Annotated in this window: 14 protein-coding genes; 6 read left to right on the top strand and 8 right to left on the bottom strand. The window is 64.3% G+C overall.

Annotation, left to right across the window (positions count from 1 at the left end; genetic code table 11):
- Nucleotides 1–215 precede the first annotated feature (215 nt).
- The 8 genes from IVB12_RS36520 to IVB12_RS36555 form a co-directional block, all read right to left on the bottom strand.
- Nucleotides 216–1,190 (bottom strand): hypothetical protein, encoded by a 975-nt coding sequence (locus IVB12_RS36520; RefSeq protein ID WP_247308144.1) that lies wholly within the window; start codon nucleotides 1,188–1,190, stop codon nucleotides 216–218.
- Between the two features lie 103 nt (nucleotides 1,191–1,293).
- Entirely contained in the window at nucleotides 1,294–1,857 is a 564-nt protein-coding gene (locus IVB12_RS36525) for a thioredoxin family protein (protein WP_247307622.1), read from the bottom strand.
- 31 nt (nucleotides 1,858–1,888) lie between these two features.
- Complete coding sequence (locus IVB12_RS36530) at nucleotides 1,889–2,587, bottom strand: cytochrome c biogenesis CcdA family protein (protein WP_247307624.1); 699 nt, start codon at nucleotides 2,585–2,587, stop codon at nucleotides 1,889–1,891.
- A 361-nt stretch (nucleotides 2,588–2,948) separates the two neighbouring features.
- Nucleotides 2,949–3,560, bottom strand: a complete 612-nt coding sequence (locus tag IVB12_RS36535; protein WP_247307626.1) for a sigma-70 family RNA polymerase sigma factor — start codon at nucleotides 3,558–3,560, stop codon at nucleotides 2,949–2,951.
- Between the two features lie 352 nt (nucleotides 3,561–3,912).
- Nucleotides 3,913–4,650, bottom strand: coding sequence for a response regulator (locus IVB12_RS36540; protein ID WP_247281892.1), 738 nt, complete (start codon nucleotides 4,648–4,650; stop codon nucleotides 3,913–3,915).
- A gap of 10 nt (nucleotides 4,651–4,660) precedes the next feature.
- On the bottom strand, nucleotides 4,661–6,406 hold the full coding sequence (locus IVB12_RS36545) for a DUF3369 domain-containing protein (protein ID WP_247307628.1): 1,746 nt from the start codon (nucleotides 6,404–6,406) through the stop codon (nucleotides 4,661–4,663).
- Nucleotides 6,376–8,454 carry an ATP-binding protein gene (locus tag IVB12_RS36550; RefSeq protein WP_247281890.1) on the bottom strand — a complete coding sequence of 693 codons (2,079 nt, stop codon included), beginning with the start codon at nucleotides 8,452–8,454 and terminating at the stop codon, nucleotides 6,376–6,378. The genes IVB12_RS36545 and IVB12_RS36550 overlap by 31 nt, the downstream gene beginning before the upstream one ends.
- Nucleotides 8,455–8,460: 6 nt before the next feature.
- Nucleotides 8,461–9,456, bottom strand: coding sequence for a TRAP transporter substrate-binding protein (locus tag IVB12_RS36555; protein WP_247307632.1), 996 nt, complete (start codon nucleotides 9,454–9,456; stop codon nucleotides 8,461–8,463).
- Nucleotides 9,457–9,598: 142 nt separating this feature from the next.
- Between IVB12_RS36555 and ugpB the strand changes: the two genes are divergently transcribed.
- The 6 genes from ugpB to IVB12_RS36585 all read left to right on the top strand — a co-directional run bounded on the left by ugpB (nucleotide 9,599) and on the right by IVB12_RS36585 (nucleotide 18,333).
- On the top strand, nucleotides 9,599–10,981 hold the full coding sequence (gene ugpB, locus IVB12_RS36560) for a sn-glycerol-3-phosphate ABC transporter substrate-binding protein UgpB (protein ID WP_247307635.1): 1,383 nt from the start codon (nucleotides 9,599–9,601) through the stop codon (nucleotides 10,979–10,981).
- 217 nt (nucleotides 10,982–11,198) lie between these two features.
- A complete protein-coding gene (locus IVB12_RS36565) occupies nucleotides 11,199–12,158 on the top strand; it encodes an aminoglycoside 3'-phosphotransferase/choline kinase family protein (RefSeq protein WP_247307638.1) in 960 nt (319 codons plus the stop codon).
- Between the two features lie 387 nt (nucleotides 12,159–12,545).
- Nucleotides 12,546–14,168, top strand: a complete 1,623-nt coding sequence (locus IVB12_RS36570; protein WP_247307642.1) for an ABC transporter substrate-binding protein — start codon at nucleotides 12,546–12,548, stop codon at nucleotides 14,166–14,168.
- Nucleotides 14,169–14,319: 151 nt separating this feature from the next.
- Nucleotides 14,320–15,333 carry an ABC transporter permease gene (locus IVB12_RS36575; RefSeq protein WP_247307644.1) on the top strand — a complete coding sequence of 338 codons (1,014 nt, stop codon included), beginning with the start codon at nucleotides 14,320–14,322 and terminating at the stop codon, nucleotides 15,331–15,333.
- A gap of 212 nt (nucleotides 15,334–15,545) precedes the next feature.
- A complete protein-coding gene (locus tag IVB12_RS36580) occupies nucleotides 15,546–16,445 on the top strand; it encodes an ABC transporter permease (RefSeq protein ID WP_247307646.1) in 900 nt (299 codons plus the stop codon).
- Between the two features lie 103 nt (nucleotides 16,446–16,548).
- Nucleotides 16,549–18,333, top strand: a complete 1,785-nt coding sequence (locus IVB12_RS36585) for an ABC transporter ATP-binding protein (protein ID WP_247307648.1) — start codon at nucleotides 16,549–16,551, stop codon at nucleotides 18,331–18,333.

The raw sequence follows: 18,333 nt of genomic DNA on the forward strand, positions 1-18,333 counted from the left end.
CGGATATCGCCGAATGACATTCAAAGCTCCTACCGCACCGGTCAAAGCTTTGAATCACATCCAGAAATCGCTGGGAATCACTTTCGGGCATCCCGTAGCCCCTCAGAGGAGAGAACCCTCACCCGCCGCTGGGGCGGCGACCTCTCCCGCAAGCGGGAGAGGCTCGGACCGAACTCGCGGAAAGATCGCCTTCGACAAACTGACACTGATGCCAACTAAATCTTATTGCTCTCCGCCGCGATCCCCAGCCGCCGGACGATCTCGGCGCCCACGGCACGGGCCTCGAGCCGCGAGCCGATGCGGGGGCTACGAAAGCGCCGCCCGGAGTGCAACCGGATCACGACGATGCAGTGCTCGTCCTCGGATCGGCCGCGGCGCTCGACCGTGATCGCCTTCACGTCGCGGCCCTCGATATGGTCGGCGCGCGGCGTGCCGTCGCCCCACAGGCGTTCGACGCGAATATCCCCTTGCCGGATGATCCAGAAAGCGCCGGTCACGAGGTTGGCGTATCTGTGCACGGCGAACGCGGCGATCGCGCCAACCGGCAGCAGCATGATGTCGATCGGTCCGGGCGGCAGTCCGCGCCAGAGTTTGTAGGCGTAGGGAACGGCGCACAGTGCGACGGCGATCAACGCCACGATGCGGATGTCGCGCGCGGAAAACGGCTCGAGGGGTTCGCCGAGATGCATCTCGGGATTGCTGGCATCGAGCGGATTGCTAGGTGCCTCGACATTGGGAACGCCGAATTGCGCGGCGATCTGGGCCACGGTATCGCGCACATGCGTGACGTCGGACATCGGTGGGGACGTCAGGCGTTCCCCGGAGGCCAGCGTGAAGGCCAGCTGGAAGCGGGCTTTCGCCCTCTTACTGCCGGGAACCTGCAATTCCCTGATGTGGTCCTTCGGGACGACCCGCGTTCGGAGCTTTCCGAAGGGACGCTGTCGCCCGATCAGGATCTCGTTCGGAGTGATGATCCACACCACCGCCGGCGCCAGCATGATCCCGCAGACGAATGCCGCGCCTAGGAGGAGAGCGGCCACCGAGATCGTCACTTCCAGTGCGTCGTGCGTGAACAGGCCGGGCGTGAAGCACAGCGCAACCGCGGCCGCAGAGCCGGCCATGATCAGCCGCTGCGCGATCGAGGAGCCTTCACGAAGGCGAATGTCGGTGCTGGTGGTCGCGTCGTCCATCGCGGGCGGCTGATTTCCGGGGCTGCGAAACTCCACGGACGGCTCCGTGGAGTCAAGCAACAAGGACGACAGATGAAGCCAGTGGGGCGATGCCGGCGCGGCATCAGCTGTTCACGTTCAGGAGCCGCGCCACCGTGCGGTCGATCTGGTCGTAGCTGCCTTCGCCTTCGTGCTGGAACACGATCTTGCCGGTCTTGTCGATGATGTACTGCGCCGGCCAATATCGGTTGCGGTAGGCGTTCCAGGTCTTGGAATCATTGTCCTGCGCCACCGGATAGGTGATGCCGTGGCGTTTCAGCGCAGCCTGCACGTTGGAGGCGGAACGCTCGAACGGGAATTCCGGCGTGTGTACGCCGACAACGACGAGACCTTTGTCCTTGTACTTGGCGTAGAGATCGGTGACGTGCGGCAGCGTGTTGACGCAGTTGACGCAGCCATAGGTCCAGAAGTCGACCAGCACGACCTTGCCGCGCAGCTCGGCCATGCTCAGCGGCTTCGAGTTGAACCAGGTGTTGATGCCGGTGAAGTCGGGCGCGGTCTGCTGGCTCGCGGCCGCGGTGACGAGGGGCGCAGCGCGTGCGGCCTCGTCGCAGATGCCGGGGATGACGGCGCCTGATACGGTCATGCTGATCAGGGCGGTGGCCACAGCGAGCAGTTTGAAAGCCATGGACGAGTCCTCCGGTTGAGATGCGCGATGATCACAGGCCGATCTGGCCAGTCGGGTAGAAGCCGGTGAGCCACGCCACGATCAGCGTGTCGTATTGAAAATAGGCCGCAACCGCGAAGGCGATCACAACGATGCCAAAGCCCTGCTGCAGCCGCGGCGAGATGCGGGCGAGGCTGCGCACCCGTGTGCTGGCGGCCTGCCCGCCATAGGCGATCGCCAGCATCGGGATCGCCGCGCCGATGGCGTAGGCGACCAGCAGCGTGCCGGCCCAGGTCAGATTTTTGGAGGTCGCAACCAGCGTCAGGATCGAGCCCAGCACCGGACCGGCGCAGGGCGTCCAGACCAGGCCGAGCGTGGTGCCGAGCATGATCCCACCCAGTGCGCCCTCGCGCTGGGTGGCGCTGGAGCTGCCGAGATCGAGCCAGCCATTGAGCCGGATCGACAGCCATTCGAACGGTGCCGGCCACAGCATCAACAGGCCGAAGCCGAGCAGCAGGATGGACGCGGCCTCGCGCAACACGTTCGGATCGAAATCGAACAGCCGCGTGATTGCTCCGAGCAGCAGCGCGGTGGCCGAGAACGAGATGACGAAGCCGAGCGCGATCATCGCGGGGCGCACGTGCCCCGCGCGCCCGATCGAGGCGCCGAGCAGGATCGGCAGCATCGGCAGCGTGCACGGCGCGGCGATAGTCAGGATTCCGGCAAGGACGGCGAAGAGAAGTTCGAGCATGGAGGCACTCGTGCATGAGGTCACGAGGGCTGTTCGGGATGGATGTGTCAGACGTTACGCAGCGTCACGCCTTCGTGACGGGAGATGCCGGCCACGGCGATGGTGCGCCCTCTCCAGCGAGCGGGTGAGGCCGCCAGCCCGCGGCGATAGGCTTAACCCCAAACACAAAACGACCCGGAGGGGGGCATCCCGTCCGGGTCGCTGGAGGTCCTTGGGAGGTTTAAAGCGTATGTGAGTTTTATAGGAGGGAAGTTTTTCCGCCTGATGTTGTGCTTTGTTTCAATTGTTTCGTCGGCGGTAACACTTCCGTGTCCGGGGATGGGGCCACAGGAGCGGTCCTATCCCGTTGAATCCATCGAGCTTAGGCGGCGAAACGATCGACGCCGGCGCCCTTAAGCAAATCGGCCAGTTGTTTGCGGGCGTAGAACATCCGCGTCTTCACCGTGCTCTGGGGGATGCCGATGATCTGACCGACCTCCTCCACCGACTTCTCGTGGTAGTAGATGAGATTGATGATCTCGCGGTGGGCAGGCGACAGCTTCTGCACGCAGGCGCGGAGGATGGCGCTGGTATCGTTGCGATCGAGCGAGGTCTCGGGCGTCTCGGCATCGTCGGGGATCTGGCGCACGTCCTCCTGGTCGATGTCCTCGAAACGCCGCTGGCGCATCGCGGTCAGCGCCTTGAAGCGGGCGATCGAGAGCAGCCAGGTCGAAACCTGCGAGCGGCCTTGGAACTGGCCGGCGGTCCGCCACACGTCCAGAAACACCTGGCTGACCAGATCTTCCGCCGTGGTGGCATCGCGCACGATGCGCAGGATGAAGCGGTACACCCGAACGTTATGGCGGCAGTACAGCATGTGCATGGCCGTCCGGTTGCCGTCGGCGATGCTTTCGAGAAGCATATCGTCCGAAGTCGCCTGAACGGCAATGATGCTGTGGCTGGCTTGGGCGTTGATGGCAATGACGTTCGGCATGGACTTAGCTCCCCGTAGCGCCGCAACCGAGCGGCGTTTCCTTGAGCCGAGTGTTAATGAGCCAACGTTTCGGGACGTCTGCACGAAAAGGAGAAAATGGTTTCGTGCGTCGCCAAATTGTTTCTTCGGAAGGGGTGCGACGAAACATTCGGGGCAAAAAGTCGTGGAATTTCAATGTGCGGAAAATACGGGAATGGGGATTCGGGGCCGGACAGGCACGCCGCGGAACGAATTTCGGGGGATTGCGTTTGGTGGCGCCGTTACCCGTCATTCCGGGGCGATGCATAGCATCGAACCCGGAATCTCGAGATTCCGGGTTCGCCCTTCGGGCGCCCCGGAATGACCAGAGCCCTTACGCCTTCTCGCCGGCCGGCGAGAACAGATAGCCGCCGCCGCGGATGGTGCGGATCACGGCGGGCTTGGCCGGGTCGGGCTCGATCTTGCGACGGATGCGCATGATGCGCAGGTCGACCGCGCGGTCGAAGGCCTCGGCGTCGCGCGCGTTGGCGAGCTCCAGCAGGCGCTCGCGCGACAGCACGCGTTTCGGATTGGCCGCGAACACTTTGAGCAGCCCGAACTCGGAGGCGGTCAGCGGATGCTCGTTGCCCTCGTCGTCGCGCAAGGCCTGCGCTTCGAGATCGAGCCATTTGGTGCCGAAGCGCACCAATTGATCCTTGTCCGACTTTGCGGCCGCGGCGTCAGGCGCCGCCGCCTTGGCCGGCCCGCTTCGCCGCAGCACCGAACGGATGCGCGCCATCAGCTCGCGCAGCTCGCACGGTTTTGCCACGTAATCATCGGCGCCGAGCTCGAGCCCGACGACGCGGTCGATCGGGCTCGCGGTTGCCGTCAGCATGATCACGGGCACGTTGATGCGGCTCTTGAGATCGCGGATGATCGAGAGCCCGTCTTCCTCGGGCATGTTGAGGTCGAGCACGACGAGATCGGGCATGCTGCCCTGGATCGCGGCGCGCAAGGACTTGCCGCCGTCGCACAGCGTCACGGTGAAGCCGTGCATCTTGAGGTAATCGCCGACCATCTCCCGGGCCGGGGCCTCGTCGTCGACGATCATGATGTGCTGGCTTTGAGTCATGGTCTTGAGATCACGGCATTTCGGTCGCGGGGAGGGTGATGGTGAAGGTCGAGCCCTTGCCAGGGCCGTCGCTGTTGGCGGTCACCTCGCCGCCATGCATGTCGATAATACGCTTGACGATGGACAACCCAAGCCCCGTCGAGCTCTCGCCGGCGGTCGGCTTTGCGGACAGGCGCTGGAACCGTCCGAACAGGCGGCCGAGATCCTCCGGCGACAGGCCGGCACCCTCGTCGCTGACGCGGACGGTGGTTTCGGTGCCCTCATGGGTCACGGCGACGGTGATCTTGCCGCCGATCGGCGAGTATTTGATGGCGTTGCTGATGAGGTTGTCGATCGCCTCGCGGATGCGGTCGGTATCGCACATGGTGACGATGTTGGGCGGTGCGGCGACGCTGATCGTCTGCTGCTTGTTGACGGCGAGCGGCTGGTTGGCATCGGCGACCTCCTTGACCAGGGCCGCGACGTCGACCGGCTCGCGGCGGATGGTGATGTCGAAAGCATCGGCCATCGCATCCGAAATCAGGTGATCGACCATCGTGGTCAGCCGCTTGGTGGCGTCGCGGATGTGATCGACTTGAGCAACCACGCCGCTTTCCGATGCGCCGGTCGAGATCAGCTCCTTCAGCATCTCGGTGCGGCCGAGGATGACGCCGAGCGGATTCTTCAGATCGTGCGCGACGGTGCCCAAAATCTCGTTCTTGAAGCCGTTGGCGCGCTGCAGCCGCAGCCATTGCGCGGACAGGCGGCGGTTCGCCTGCATCAGCGCGCGGGTGCGCTGGGCGACGCGATCCTCCAGCTGCGTATTGGCGTCCTGAAGCTGCTGATAGAGGATCACATTGTCGAAGGCGATCGAGAGCCGGCTGGAGAAGATCTCGACCAGCGAACGGTCGGTCTCCGACAGTTCGCGCTCGGCCTGGAGCAGCACCACCACCTCGCGGCCGCTTCCGGTGCGCAAGTAAATCACGCTGCGGTGGTCGGCGAATTCGTTCTTGCGGCGCTGGAACGCGGCTTCCACCATCTCGCGCAGATCGGGATCGAGCGCCTTCGATGTCGTGCTGCCGATGAAGCGGCTGTAGCAGCCGCTGCCGGCGAGCACCGAGAGCTCGGGATCGATGCCGCCATTGTCGCGCAAGACCAGGATGCCGGCGCAATCGACGTTGAGCAGCGAGGCGAGCTGGGTCAGCACGCCCTCGGCGAGCCGCTGCATCGACTTGAAGTCGTACAGCGTCGAGGCGGCGTCGATGATGATCTCGAGTCCGCGCCGCGTCTGCACCATGCGCTCGAGCTGCTGATAGGAGCGCAGCGCCGCGGTCAGCGAGGTGAACAGCTTGTCGGCGGTGAGCTCGGTCTTGGCCTTGTAGTCGTTGATGTCGTACTGCACGATCACGCGCCGCTCGGGCGCCTGGCCGGGCTGCCCGGTGCGCAGGATGATGCGGACGGTCTCGTTCTTGATCTCGTTGCGGATGAATTCGACGAGCTCGAGGCCTGCGACGTCGGTCTCCATGATGACGTCGAGCAGCACGGCGGCGATGTCGCCGTGCTCGGCCATCAGCTTGCGGCCTTCTGCCGCGGAATAGGCCGACAGGATCTCCAGGCTCTGGCCGTTGAGGCTGTAGTCGGACAGCGCGAAACGGGTGCCGTCATGCACGGCCGGATCGTCGTCGATGACGGCGATCTTCCATTTCCGGGTGTTGGCATCCTCCGACGCGGTACCGGTGTCGTCGATCAGGTGGAGGACATCGTCCTGTTCGGCCATTGAGAAGTCCCGTCACTTTCTGTGCTTTGCGCGCCGCCCTTGGCAATGCGCGGCATGATAATGCGAAAAGTAGTGCCTTGTCCCAGCTTGGATTCCAGCATCATGCGGCCGCCGAGCTGCTGGGTGACGAGGTTATAGACGATATGGAGGCCAAGTCCCGTGCCGCCTTCATTGCGCCGGGTGGTAAAGAAAGGGTCAAAGGCCTGGCGCTGCACGTCGGGGGTCATGCCGGCGCCGTCATCGGTGAAGCTGATCTCGATGTCGTCGGTCCCGCGCGGCCGCGCCGAGATGATGATGGTGCCGGCACGTCCGTCGGCGAAGGCGTGGTTGGCGGCATTGAGGAACAGGTTGGTCAGAATCTGGCCGTAGGAGCCGGGATAGCCGTCGAGCAGGAGCCCTTCGGGCACGTCGACCTGAAGCGTGATCGGCGAGCGCTTCAGCACCGGGCGCAGGCTGGCAATGATCTGCTCGGTGGCCTCGCTGAGCGAGAACTGCCGCCGCTCGGCATGGGAGCGGTCGACAGCGACCTGCTTGAACGACTGGATCAGCTCGCCGGCGCGCTGGAGGTTGGCCACCAGCTGCTGCGAGGCCTCGCGCGAGGACTGCACGAACTCTTCGAGCTGCGAGCGGCGCAGGCCCCCATCGCCCTTGAGCTGCGCCTCGAAGATCTCGCTTCGCCGGGCAAAGCTCGAGGCGACCGTCAGGCTGATGCCGATCGGATTGTTGACCTCGTGGGCGACGCCGGCAACCAAGCCGCCGAGCGCGGCGAGGCGCTCGGCGTCGATCAGATTCTGCTGTGCGGTGTTGAGCTCGAGCAGCGCACTCTCGGCTTTTTCCTTCGACGCGCGCAGCTCGTCCTCGGTCTGGCGCTTGGCAATCGCGTTCTCGCGGAACACTTCCACGGCGCGCGCCATCGCGCCGACCTCGTCGCGTGCCTTCGTGCCCTGCACCTCGCGGCCGAGGTCGCCGAGCGTGATCGCGCGCATCGCCGTCATGAGCTGCTGGAGCGGCAGGCGGATCGACAGCGCGATCAAGACGCCGGCGGCGAGGATGATGCCGAGGAAGATCACCGCAACGGAGAGCACGCGGCGAGAGATGTCGGCCAGCGTGCGGTCGAAAGTCTCCTGCGCCTTCTGCTCGCGGTGGCGCATCTTGGTCGAGAGGTCGTCGATGGCGCCGATCGCCTCGGCCTGGCTGGCATCGATGGTGTTGCGCAACAGCTCGGTGCGGCTCGCGAGCTGCTCGGACAGTTTTGCAAAGCCCTCGCGCAAGGACGCGGTGCGGTCCGCGAGCCGCCGCAAGGCCATGCGCTGGAGGTCGTTGTCGGCGAGGTCGATCATGACCGGAATGGTCTTCTCGATCGTCTCGGTGTTGCGCCGCGCGTCGTCGGCCGCGCCTGACGACAGCGACAGATAGTAGGAATTGGCCGCGACCAGCATCGCGGTGAAAGCCTCGCGGGATTTTCCGAGCGAGGGCCAGATCAGCGCGTCGCGATGGCCGGTGGCGCCTTCGATAATGGAATACAGGCCGGCCATGTCCCTGGCCGGACCCTGCACCTGCTCCTCATAGGTCTTGGCGATGGTGGCCTGCACGCTGCGCAGCTCGCCAAAGCCGTTGAGGAAGCGGTCGGTGGTGCGCTCGAGCTCCTCGACCGAGCCTGACAGCATCGGGTCCTTGGTGGCGCGGCCCGTCAGCGTGCCCAGCACCGCCTCCCGCAGCAGCAGGATCTCGGCAAACAGGTCCGGGCTCGGCTGGTTGATGTAGCGGTGGATCAGGTTTTGCAGCCGCCCGGTCTCGCTTTCGAGCAGCGCCAGGATCCGGTCGGACTCGCGCACCTGGCGCACGTCGTCCCAGGCCGAGCCCAGCACTTGCACACCGTTCCAGATCATCGCGACCAGCACCACCACCACGGCGGAGTTCAGCGCCGCGATTGACAGGATGCGCCAGCGGATCGGCACTGCCCGGAGCGCGGCGACGATGCGCGCGCGCACCCGTCCGAGCGGGCCGGGCGGTCTTTCTGCGGTCTCGCTGTGTCCGAGCCCAGCCAAGAAGCTCTACTCCACCTTGCGAATGCGTTCGATCAGCGCGGCCGCGGCCGGATCACGCCCAGCCTTGGCATAGATTGGAGCCATCGCCTCCTCGAACGGCTTGCGGTCGACGTCCTTGATGACCGTGACGCCCGCGTCCTGGGCCTTGCGCTGCGACTGCTCCTCGAGGTCGCGCCATTTCTCGCGCATGAAGCGGCCAGAGCGCTGCGCGGCCTCCCTGAAGATCACCTGCTCCTCCGCCGAGAGGCTCTTCCAGGCCTTCAGCGAGATCACCAGCACTTCCGGGCTCATCGTGTGCTCGGTGAGCGCCAGATGGCCGGCGTGTTTGTAATGGTCTGTCGTCACGAAGGATGGCCAGTTGTTTTCGGCGCCGTCGATTAGGTGGTTGGCAAGCCCGGTGAGCACCTGCCCGTAAGGCAGCTCGACCGGTTCGGCGCCGAGCGCGCGCATCATCTGGCTCATCAACTCCGACTGCTGTACCCGGATCCGCATTCCCTTGAGATCGGCGACGCTGCGGACCGGGCGGAGAGCGTTGTAGATCGACCGCGCGCCGGAATCGTAGAAGGCGAGCCCGACGAACCCATAGGGCTCGAAGCTGCCGAGGATCTCGCTGCCGATCGGCCCGTCCAGCACCTTCTGCATGTGCTCGATGGACCGGAACAGGAACGGCATGGCCAGCACATTCATCGCCGGAACGAAATTGCCGATCAGCGCCACGTTGGTCCGGTTGAGGTCGATCGCGCCAGCGCGGGTCTGCTCGATGGTCTCCTTTTCCTCACCGAGCTGGCGGGAGTGGAACACCTTGATCTCGTGCCGGCCGCCGGTGTGCTCGGCGATCAGCGCCCCCATGTAGCGCAGCGCCTGGACGGTCGGGTAATCCTCGCTCTGGGTATCGGCGGCGCGAAATTCGCGCGCAACCGCGTCCGTCGCGCAGACGGCAAGCAGAAGCGCGACGAAGATCACCCCGGTCCGCGAGAGTTCGGCACGGCTCAGCACTGGCACACTCAACCCCTCAGTGGTGCAGTCTATGGCGGAAGGAAAAGGTTCAACGCAATCTAGCAGATGGTAAAGGGAAGGCCATCCCGCTCCGGACGGTGGCCGATTGTGCGGCGCGGCCGCTGCGCATTCCCGGTTGAAACTGCCAATGCCGCGCCTTAAGCAGGGCAGCCGCCTTTTGTCGCGCGCGCCGGGAAGAGCCATCGTGATTTCAGCATTGCGCTTTTTGCAGGTCGCCGCCGTCTTTGCGGCTGTCGCCTGGGCCACTCCAGTGCGTGCCGTCACGGACATCGCGCTGTGGCACGCGATGTCCGGCGAGCTCGGCCGGCAGCTCGACAAGCTCGCCGCTGACTTCAACGCTACGCAGTCCGATTACCGCATCGTGCCTGCGTACAAGGGCAATTACACCGAAACGGTGACGGCGGCGATCTTCGCCTTCCGCTCGCGCAGCCAGCCCGCGATCGTCCAGGTCAACGAGGTCGCCACCGCCACCATGACCGCGGCGAAGGGCGCGATCTATCCGGTGTTCAGCCTGATGCGGGACCAGGGCGAGCCGTTCTCGCTGAGCGATTACCTCCCCGCCGTCTCCGGCTATTACACCGATGCGGCCGGCAATCTGTTGTCATTCCCGTTCAATTCTTCGACGCCGATCCTCTACTACAACAAGACCATGTTCCGGGATGCGGGCCTCGATCCGGAGACGCCGCCGAAGACCTGGCCGGAATTGGGGCTGGCTGCAAAGCGCCTGCGCGAGCGCGGCGCTCCTTGCGGCTTCACCACGTCCTGGCCGTCCTGGATCCATGTCGAGAATTTCTCCGCCTTTCACAATCTGCCGCTGGCGACACGGGCGAACGGCTTTGCCGGGCTGGATGCGGAATTGACCATCAACAATCCGTCTCTCGTGCATCACATCGCAGTGCTCAGCGAGTGGCGGAAGACCAAGCTGTTCGACTACAGCGGCCGCGGACAAGCGGCCGAGCCGCGTTTCCAGAACGGCGAATGCGGCATCTTCATCGGCTCCTCGGCAACGCGGGCCGACATCAAGGCGAATTCGAAGTTCGAGATCGGCTACGGCATGATGCCGTACTGGCCCGACGTGAAGGGCGCGCCGCAGAATTCGATCATCGGCGGTGCCACGCTCTGGGTGCTGCGCGACCGGCCGCGCGAGGAATACAAGGGCGTGGCGCGGTTCTTCGCCTATCTGTCGCAGCCCGGCGTGCAGGCCGCCTGGCATCAGAACACCGGCTATCTGCCGATCACCCGCGCCGCCTTCGAGCTGACGCGGGCGCAGGGCTTCTATGAACGCAATCCCGGCTCGGCGATCTCGTTCGAGCAGATCACGCTGCATCCGCCGACGGAGAACTCCAAGGGCATCCGGCTTGGCTCCTTCATTCTGATCCGCGGCGCGATCGAGGACGAGCTGGAGCAGGCTTTTTCCGGCCACAAGAGTGCGCAAGCCGCGCTGGATTCCGCGGTCGAGCGCGGTAACAAACTCTTGCGCCAGTTCGAGCGTGCCAGCCCGGAGCGGTAGGCACCTCGGTGCCGTCGCAAAGGAGGTGCGCTCCCTCCCCCGCAGGCGGGGGAGGGCAGGGGAGAGGGTTGTCTCCGCAACGGGACAATCCCCTAGAGGAGAAAACCCTCACCCGACGCTTCGCGTCGACCTCTCCCGCAGGCGGGAGAGGTGCACGATCGCCGTGGCTTGCACCAATTCAACAAAAGAAGACTCTGCCTCTCATGAGTAAGCGCCAATGACGATCACGCAGTCGCAACAACTCCCTCACTTCACCGACGCAGAAAGCTTCCGCGTCTATCGCGCTGATCCATCGCAATGGCTGGGAAACGCGCTCGACATCGCGCGCGGCCACGGTCTCGATGCCAGCGAGCCCCAGGTATTTTCCACCGGCACCAATCTCGTCATCGGCCTCGGTGAAAAACTCATCCTCAAAATCTTCCCGCCGCTGCTGCGCGCGCAATTCATCTCCGAGCGCGGCTCGCTGACGCAGCTTGCCGGCCGCTTGCATCTGCCAATTCCGGAGATCGTCGCGGAGGGGATGCGCGACGGCTGGCCATACCTGATCATCACGCGCCTTGCCGGCACGCTGGGCTCGGAGGCCTGGCCGCACTTGGCGGAAGACCAGAAGGAGCGCGTGCTGCACCAGATCGGCGAGACCATCGCCTCCGTGCAGCGCGCCCCGCTCGGAGAGCTCGCGCACATCGAGCCGCGCTGGGACGATTTCATGCGCCAGCAGATGCAGGGCTGTAAGGCGCGGCACTTGCGTCTTGGCCTTGCGCCGAAATTCCTCGGAGGTCTGGAAGATCTCCTGCGCGATGCGGCAAAACTCATTCCAATGGATGCGCCGCCGGTGATCTTGATCGGCGAATACATTCCGGAGAATTTTCTGCTCGCCTGTGATGACGGCCAATGGTCGCTCGCCGGCCTGTTCGACTTCGGCGACGTCCTCGCGGGATCGCGCGATTACGATCTGCTCGGGCCCAGCGCGTTCATGGCGGCGGGGCGGCCGGGCAGGGTGCGCAGCCTGCTCGACGGCTTTGGCTATGCAAAGCTCGATTTCGCGCTCAAGCGGCGCCTGATGGCCCTGATGCTGCTGCACCGCGCCAGCGACCTCAACAGCCATATCTGTGTCGAAGGCTGGCAGGAGAGGGCGAATGACCTGGTCGAATTGCAGGAGCTGATCTGGCCTGGGTGATCCCGCCCCACAGTCCGGGGCGCTGCGGAGCGGCAAGGCCGGAATCATTGTCCCGCGCATTCTGCGGCTGGATAGATTCCGGGCTCGATGCTGCGCATCGCCCCGGAATGACGGCCAATCCTCATCGCTTCAGCAGGTCGCCACGCTACCTGCTCAAGGGATTCTGCTATCGCCTTCTGAATGGGCCTCTGTATCGCCGGCCTAATATTTAGGCAATTTCCTGTCCTTGTATGCAGAAGAGGAGCGTGCCGCATCGGCTTTGAGAGGCCTCCTGTTTACATTCTCGTGGAATACCAATCTCTTAGGATCGGGCTAAGCCTCCATTAAGCCTTGGCACGAACCTTGCGAATCCGGCTCCAACCAAAAACGTTGTGTTGGAGCGATTTCATGAAGCGCCGCGATTTCCTCAAGTCCGTTTCCGGATTGGCCGCTGGCGCGGCGCTTCCGGCCATGCCCTCGATGATCTCCTCGGCCAAGGCCGATGCGCGCTCCGAGACGCTACTGATCGTCTCCGAGGGCGGCCCCAACAATCTCGACATCCACGGCGTCGGCACCAACGTGCCCGGCTATGAGGTGTCCTGGAATTGCTACGACCGCCTGATCAGCCACGAGATGAAAAGCGGACCCGGCGGCGTGCCTTATTACGACCGCGACAAGTTCAAGGGCGAGCTCGCCGAGGACTTGAAGATCGACGACATGTCGGTCACCTTCAAGCTGAAGAAGAACGCCAAATTCCACGACGGCGCGCCGGTCACCGCCAAGGACGTGAAATGGTCGCTCGACCGCGCTGTCAGCGTCGGCGGCTTCCCGACCTTTCAGATGAGCGCGGGCTCGCTGACCAAGCCGGAGCAGTTCGTCGTGCTCGACGACCATACGGTGCGCGTCGATTTCCTGAAGAAGGACAAGCTGACGATTCCCGATCTCGCGGTCATCGTGCCCTGCATCGTCAATTCCGAGCTGGTGAAGAAGAACGCCAGCGAGAAGGATCCCTGGGGCCTCGAATTCACCAAGCAGCAGACCGCGGGCTCCGGCGCCTACAAGGTGACGAAGTGGACCGCCGGCACCGAAGTCATCATGGAGCGCAACGAGGATTGGGTCGGCGGTCCCTTGCCCAAGATCAAGCGCGTGATCTGGCGCATGGTGCCGCAGGCCGGCAACCGCAGGGCCCTGCTCGAGCGCGGCGATGCCGACATCTCGTATGAGCTGCCGTTCAGGGATTTTCAGGAGATGAAGGCGAACGGCAAGCTCAATGTGGTGTCGCTGCCGTTCTCCAACGGCATCCAGTATATCGGCATGAACGTCACCAAGCCGCCGTTCGACAATCCCAAGGTGCGGCAGGCCATCGCCTATGCATTGCCGTATCAGAAGATCATGGACGCGGTGCTGTTCGGGCTCGGCAATCCCATGTTCGGCGCGCCCAAGGACAAGCCGACCGAAGTCGCCTGGCCGCAGCCGCACAAGTTCAACACCGACATGGACAAGGCGAAGGCGCTGCTCAGCGAGGCCGGCTACGCCAACGGTTTCGAGACCACGATCTCATTCGATCTCAACTTCGCCGGCGTCAACGAGCCGCTCTGCGTGCTGGTGCAGGAGAGCCTCGCCCAGCTGGGCATCAAGACAACCATCAACAAGGTGCCCGGCGCTAACTGGCGCACCGAATTGAACAAGAAGGAGATGCCGCTTTTCACCAACGTGTTCTCGGGCTGGCTCGATTACCCCGAGTACTTCTTCTACTGGTGCTATCACGGCAACAATTCCGTCTTCAACACGATGAGCTACAAGTCGGCGGAGATGGACAAGCTCATCGACGGCGCGCGCACGGCCGCAGCCACCGGCGACAAGGCAGCCTATGAGGCCGACGTAAAAGGCTTCGTCGATCTCGCCTATTCCGACCTTCCGCGCATCCCGCTGTACCAGCCCTTCGTCAACGTCGCGATGCAGAAGAACATCAGCGGCTACCAATACTGGTTCCACCGCCGCCTGGATTACCGCGCGATGGCGAAGGGGTGAGTAGGGTGAATGGCGAATAGCGAACAGTGAATAGCGTTCTGGCGAATGGCGAATAGGAGTAGCGAATGGTGTGCAACGAGGCGGACGTTCTGCTGCTCGCCACTCGCTATTCGCCATTCGCCCGAGAGCCGCGGAACGAGAGGCTTGCCGCATGTTAGCAATCATCGGCAAGCGGTTGATGTTCGCGATCCCCTCGCTGATCGGCGTCGTCATCGTCACCTTCCTGCTGACGCGCGCGCTGCCAGGCGATCCCGCCGCCTACTTCGCCGGCCCTGCCGCGACCAAGGAAGCCGTCGAGCAGATCCGCAAGAAGCTCGGTCTCGACAGGCCGCTGATCGAGCAATTCTTCCGCTACACGGGCGATCTCGCTCATGGCGATTTCGGCAACTCGCTGACCACCGGCCAGCCGGTCGCGGCCGAGATCCGCAACCGCCTGCCGGCGTCCGCCGAGCTGACGCTGCTCGGCCTCTTCGTCTCGATCGCCATCGCCATTCCGCTCGGCGTGCTGGCGGCAACGCGGCCGGGATCGTGGATCGATCATCTCTGCCGCGTCACGACGACGGCCGGCGTGTCGCTGCCGGTGTTCTTCACCGGCCTCGTGCTGGTCTATGTCTTCTATTTCCGCCTCGGCTGGTCGCCGGCGCCGCTCGGCCGGCTCGACGTGTTCTACAGCGCGCCGCCGACAGTAACCGGCTTCTACCTGATCGACACGCTGCTCGCGCGCGACATTGAGGCGTTTCGCTCCGCGCTGAGCCAGCTGATCTTGCCCGCGACGACGCTCGCGATCTTCTCGCTGGCGCCGATCGCGCGCATGACGCGCGCCTCGATGCTGGCGGTACTGGCTTCGGAGTTCGTGCGAACGGCCCGCGCCAGCGGCCTGTCGCCGGGGACCGTCATCGTCACCTACGCCTTCCGCAACGCCATGCTTCCGGTCATCACCACGTTGAGCATGGTGTTCTCGTTCCTCTTGGGCGCCAACGTGCTGGTGGAGAAAGTGTTCGCCTGGCCGGGCATCGGCTCCTATGCGGTGGAAGCGCTGATCTCGTCCGACTTCGCGCCGGTGCAGGGCTTCGTTCTGACCATGGCCGTCATGTACGTGCTGCTCAATCTCGTGATCGACATTTTGTACGGCGTGATCGATCCGCGCGTCAGGCTGGAGGGCTAGCGCATGAGGTTTGGTCGGTTGCGAGCCCCAAGGAAGGTGGGCTCCCTCCCCCGCTTGCGGGGGAGGGTTGGGGAGAGGGTGTCTCCACAATCGAGAACCCCCAAGAGGAGAGAACCCTCACCCGGCGCTCCGCGCCGACCTCTCCCGCAAGCGGGAGAGGTGAGGCACCTTCGCTACGCGTTAGCTCAATCAAGCGCTATCTGGACGACATCATGAGCACCGTTGCGCCTGCGGTCGAACCCGTCGGTCCTGCGCGGACCTCCGGCCTCGTCGCGATCCTCGATCAGACCCGGTACGTCCTTGGCGAGAACAAGGTCACGGGCTTCGCCTTCGCGCTGCTCATCCTGATCCTCCTGGCCGCGATCTTCGGCCCCTATGTCGTGCCGTATGATCCGCTCGCCTCCGATACCGCCGCCGCGCTGAATCCGCCGTCGGCGGCGCACTGGTTCGGCACCGACCAGCTCGGCCGCGACATTTTTAGCCGCGTCGTGGTGGCGACGCGGCTCGATGTTTTCATCGCGGTCGCCTCCGTCGCGCTGGTGTTCTTGATGGGCGGGCTCGCCGGCATCGCCGGCGGTTATTTCGGCGGCTGGACCGACCGCATCGTCGGCCGCATCGCCGACACCATCATGGCTTTCCCGCTGTTCGTGCTGGCGATGGGCATCGTCGCTGCGCTCGGCAACACCGTGCAGAACATCATCCTCGCAACCGCGATCGTGAACTTCCCACTCTACGCCCGCGTCGCTCGCGCCGAGGCCAATGTCCGCCGCAATGCCGGCTTCGTGCAGGCGGCACGTCTGTCCGGCCGCGGCGAATTCCGCATCCTCCTGGTGCACATCCTGCCGAACATCATGCCGATCATGATCGTGCAGATGTCGCTGACCATGGGCTACGCCATCCTCAACGCCGCCGGCCTGTCCTTCATCGGGCTCGGCGTCCGCCCGCCGACCGCCGAATGGGGCATCATGGTCGCCGAAGGTGCGGGCTTCATGGTCTCGGGCGAGTGGTGGATCGCGCTATTCCCCGGCCTTGCTTTGATGATCGCTGTGTTCTGCTTCAACCTCCTCGGCGACGGCCTGCGCGACATCGTCGACCCGCAGCGGAGAACGTGATGGCTGTTGTCCGCGCGAATTTTCGACCGAAATTCTGCAATGAAATCAAGTGCCTTCTACTGTGCATGGGGTTGTTTTCGCCATTTTTGATTGGGAGGTCCTCGTGACCGCCCGGCCCCTGCTCGAGGTCCAGGACCTCACCGTCGAATTCACCACCCGTCGCGGCATCGTCAAGGCGGTGCAGCAGGTCAGCATCTGCCTCGCCAAGGGGGAGACGCTGGCGATCGTCGGCGAGTCCGGATCCGGCAAGTCGGTGACCTCCTATGCGGTGATGCGCATCCTCGATCGCGCGGGGCGGATCGCCGAAGGTTCGGTCATGTTCTCCGGCATCGACGTCAAGGCCGCGACCGAGGACCAGATGCGCGATCTGCGCGGCCGCGAGGTCTCGATGATCTTCCAGAATCCGCGCGCTGCCCTGAATCCGATCCGCAAGGTGGGCGATCAGATCGAGGACGTCTTGCGCACCCATGTGCAGCAGGCCCAGGTCGCCGATCACGGCGAGAAGGCGATCGAGGCGCTGGAGCAGGTCAAGATCGCCCGGCCGCGCGAGCGCTACCACGCCTATCCGTTCGAGCTGTCAGGCGGCATGTGCCAGCGCGTCGTCATCGCGCTCGCGCTGGCCTGCAATCCGCAGCTCCTGATCGCGGACGAGCCGACCACCGGCCTCGACGTCACCACACAGAAGGCGGTGATGGACCTGATCGTCGAGCTGACCAAACGACGTGCGATGTCGACCATCCTGATCACGCACGACCTCGGCCTCGCCGCCGCCTATTGCGATCGTGTGGTGGTGATGGAGAAGGGAAGAGTGGTCGAGACCGCGAAGGCTGCCGACATCTTCGCCAGCCCGCAGCACCCCTACACCAAGAAGCTGATGCGCGCGACGCCGCGGCTGGGTGCATCGTTGCGAGACTTGCTGCCGGAGGAGGGGGCTGGAGCGGCGCAATCCCCATTCGTCATGGCCGGGCTTGACCCGGCCATCCATCACACTTCGAAAGACCTCTCTCAGTCGATGGACCCCCGGGTCAAGCCCGGGGGTGACGAGAGTACAAAGCCCCTCCTCCTCGTCGAAAAGCTCGTCAAGGAATATTCCCGCCAGGGCGCGACCGCCGTGCTCGGCAAATTGTTCGGCCGCAAGCCGCCCGTCGAGCCGGAGGTGTTCCGCGCCGTCGACGGCATCAGCTTCTCGATTCGCGTCGGCGAGAGCGTCGGCCTGGTCGGCGAGTCCGGCTGCGGCAAATCGACGACGTCGATGATGGTGATGCGCCTGCTCGACCAGACCTCGGGCCTGATCCAGTTCGGCGGCGATGACATCGGCAGCATCGCGCCTGCCGCATTCGCCCGGCTGCCGCAGCGCAGCCGCATCCAGATGGTGTTCCAGGACCCGACCGACAGCCTCAACCCGCGCTTCACCGCCGCGCGCGCCATTGCGGACCCGATCATGCAGCTCGGCGACATCAGCGGGCGCGACGCGCTGCGCGCCCGTTGCGAGGAGCTGGCCACGATGGTCGGCCTGCCGCACAACTTGCTCGATCGCTTCCCGCATCAATTGTCCGGCGGCCAGAAGGCCCGCGTCGGCATCGCCCGCGCCATCGCCCTGCATCCAAAACTCGTGATCCTGGACGAGCCGACGGCGGCGCTTGACGTGTCGGTGCAGGCCGTTGTCCTCAATCTGCTTCAGGACCTGAAGCAGCGCCTAGGTATGAGTTATCTGTTCGTCTCGCATGATTTGAATGTGGTGCGCTTGTTGTGCGATCGTGTCATTGTGATGCGGACGGGACGGATCGTCGAAGAAGGCTCTTCCGAGAAGGTCTTGAGCGATCCGCAGGACGACTACACCAAGGAACTGCTGACGGCGATCCCGCATCCGCCGATGCAGGTTCACTGA

It is taken from the genome of Bradyrhizobium sp. 179 (genome assembly GCF_023073535.1).
In the GTDB taxonomy this organism is placed as follows: Bacteria; Pseudomonadota; Alphaproteobacteria; order Rhizobiales; family Xanthobacteraceae; genus Bradyrhizobium.

Excerpts from the sequence above, each read along its gene's own strand:
- IVB12_RS36520 (WP_247308144.1), bottom strand. The coding sequence starts at position 1,190 with ATGGACGACGCGACCACCAGCACCGACATTCGCCTTCGTGAAGGCTCC.
- IVB12_RS36525 (WP_247307622.1), bottom strand. The coding sequence starts at position 1,857 with ATGGCTTTCAAACTGCTCGCTGTGGCCACCGCCCTGATCAGCATGACC.
- IVB12_RS36530 (WP_247307624.1), bottom strand. The coding sequence starts at position 2,587 with ATGCTCGAACTTCTCTTCGCCGTCCTTGCCGGAATCCTGACTATCGCC.
- IVB12_RS36535 (WP_247307626.1), bottom strand. The coding sequence starts at position 3,560 with ATGCCGAACGTCATTGCCATCAACGCCCAAGCCAGCCACAGCATCATT.
- IVB12_RS36540 (WP_247281892.1), bottom strand. The coding sequence starts at position 4,650 with ATGACTCAAAGCCAGCACATCATGATCGTCGACGACGAGGCCCCGGCC.
- IVB12_RS36545 (WP_247307628.1), bottom strand. The coding sequence starts at position 6,406 with ATGGCCGAACAGGACGATGTCCTCCACCTGATCGACGACACCGGTACC.
- ugpB (WP_247307635.1), top strand. The coding sequence starts at position 9,599 with ATGCCGCGCCTTAAGCAGGGCAGCCGCCTTTTGTCGCGCGCGCCGGGA.
- IVB12_RS36565 (WP_247307638.1), top strand. The coding sequence starts at position 11,199 with ATGACGATCACGCAGTCGCAACAACTCCCTCACTTCACCGACGCAGAA.
- IVB12_RS36570 (WP_247307642.1), top strand. The coding sequence starts at position 12,546 with ATGAAGCGCCGCGATTTCCTCAAGTCCGTTTCCGGATTGGCCGCTGGC.
- IVB12_RS36575 (WP_247307644.1), top strand. The coding sequence starts at position 14,320 with ATGTTAGCAATCATCGGCAAGCGGTTGATGTTCGCGATCCCCTCGCTG.
- IVB12_RS36580 (WP_247307646.1), top strand. The coding sequence starts at position 15,546 with ATGAGCACCGTTGCGCCTGCGGTCGAACCCGTCGGTCCTGCGCGGACC.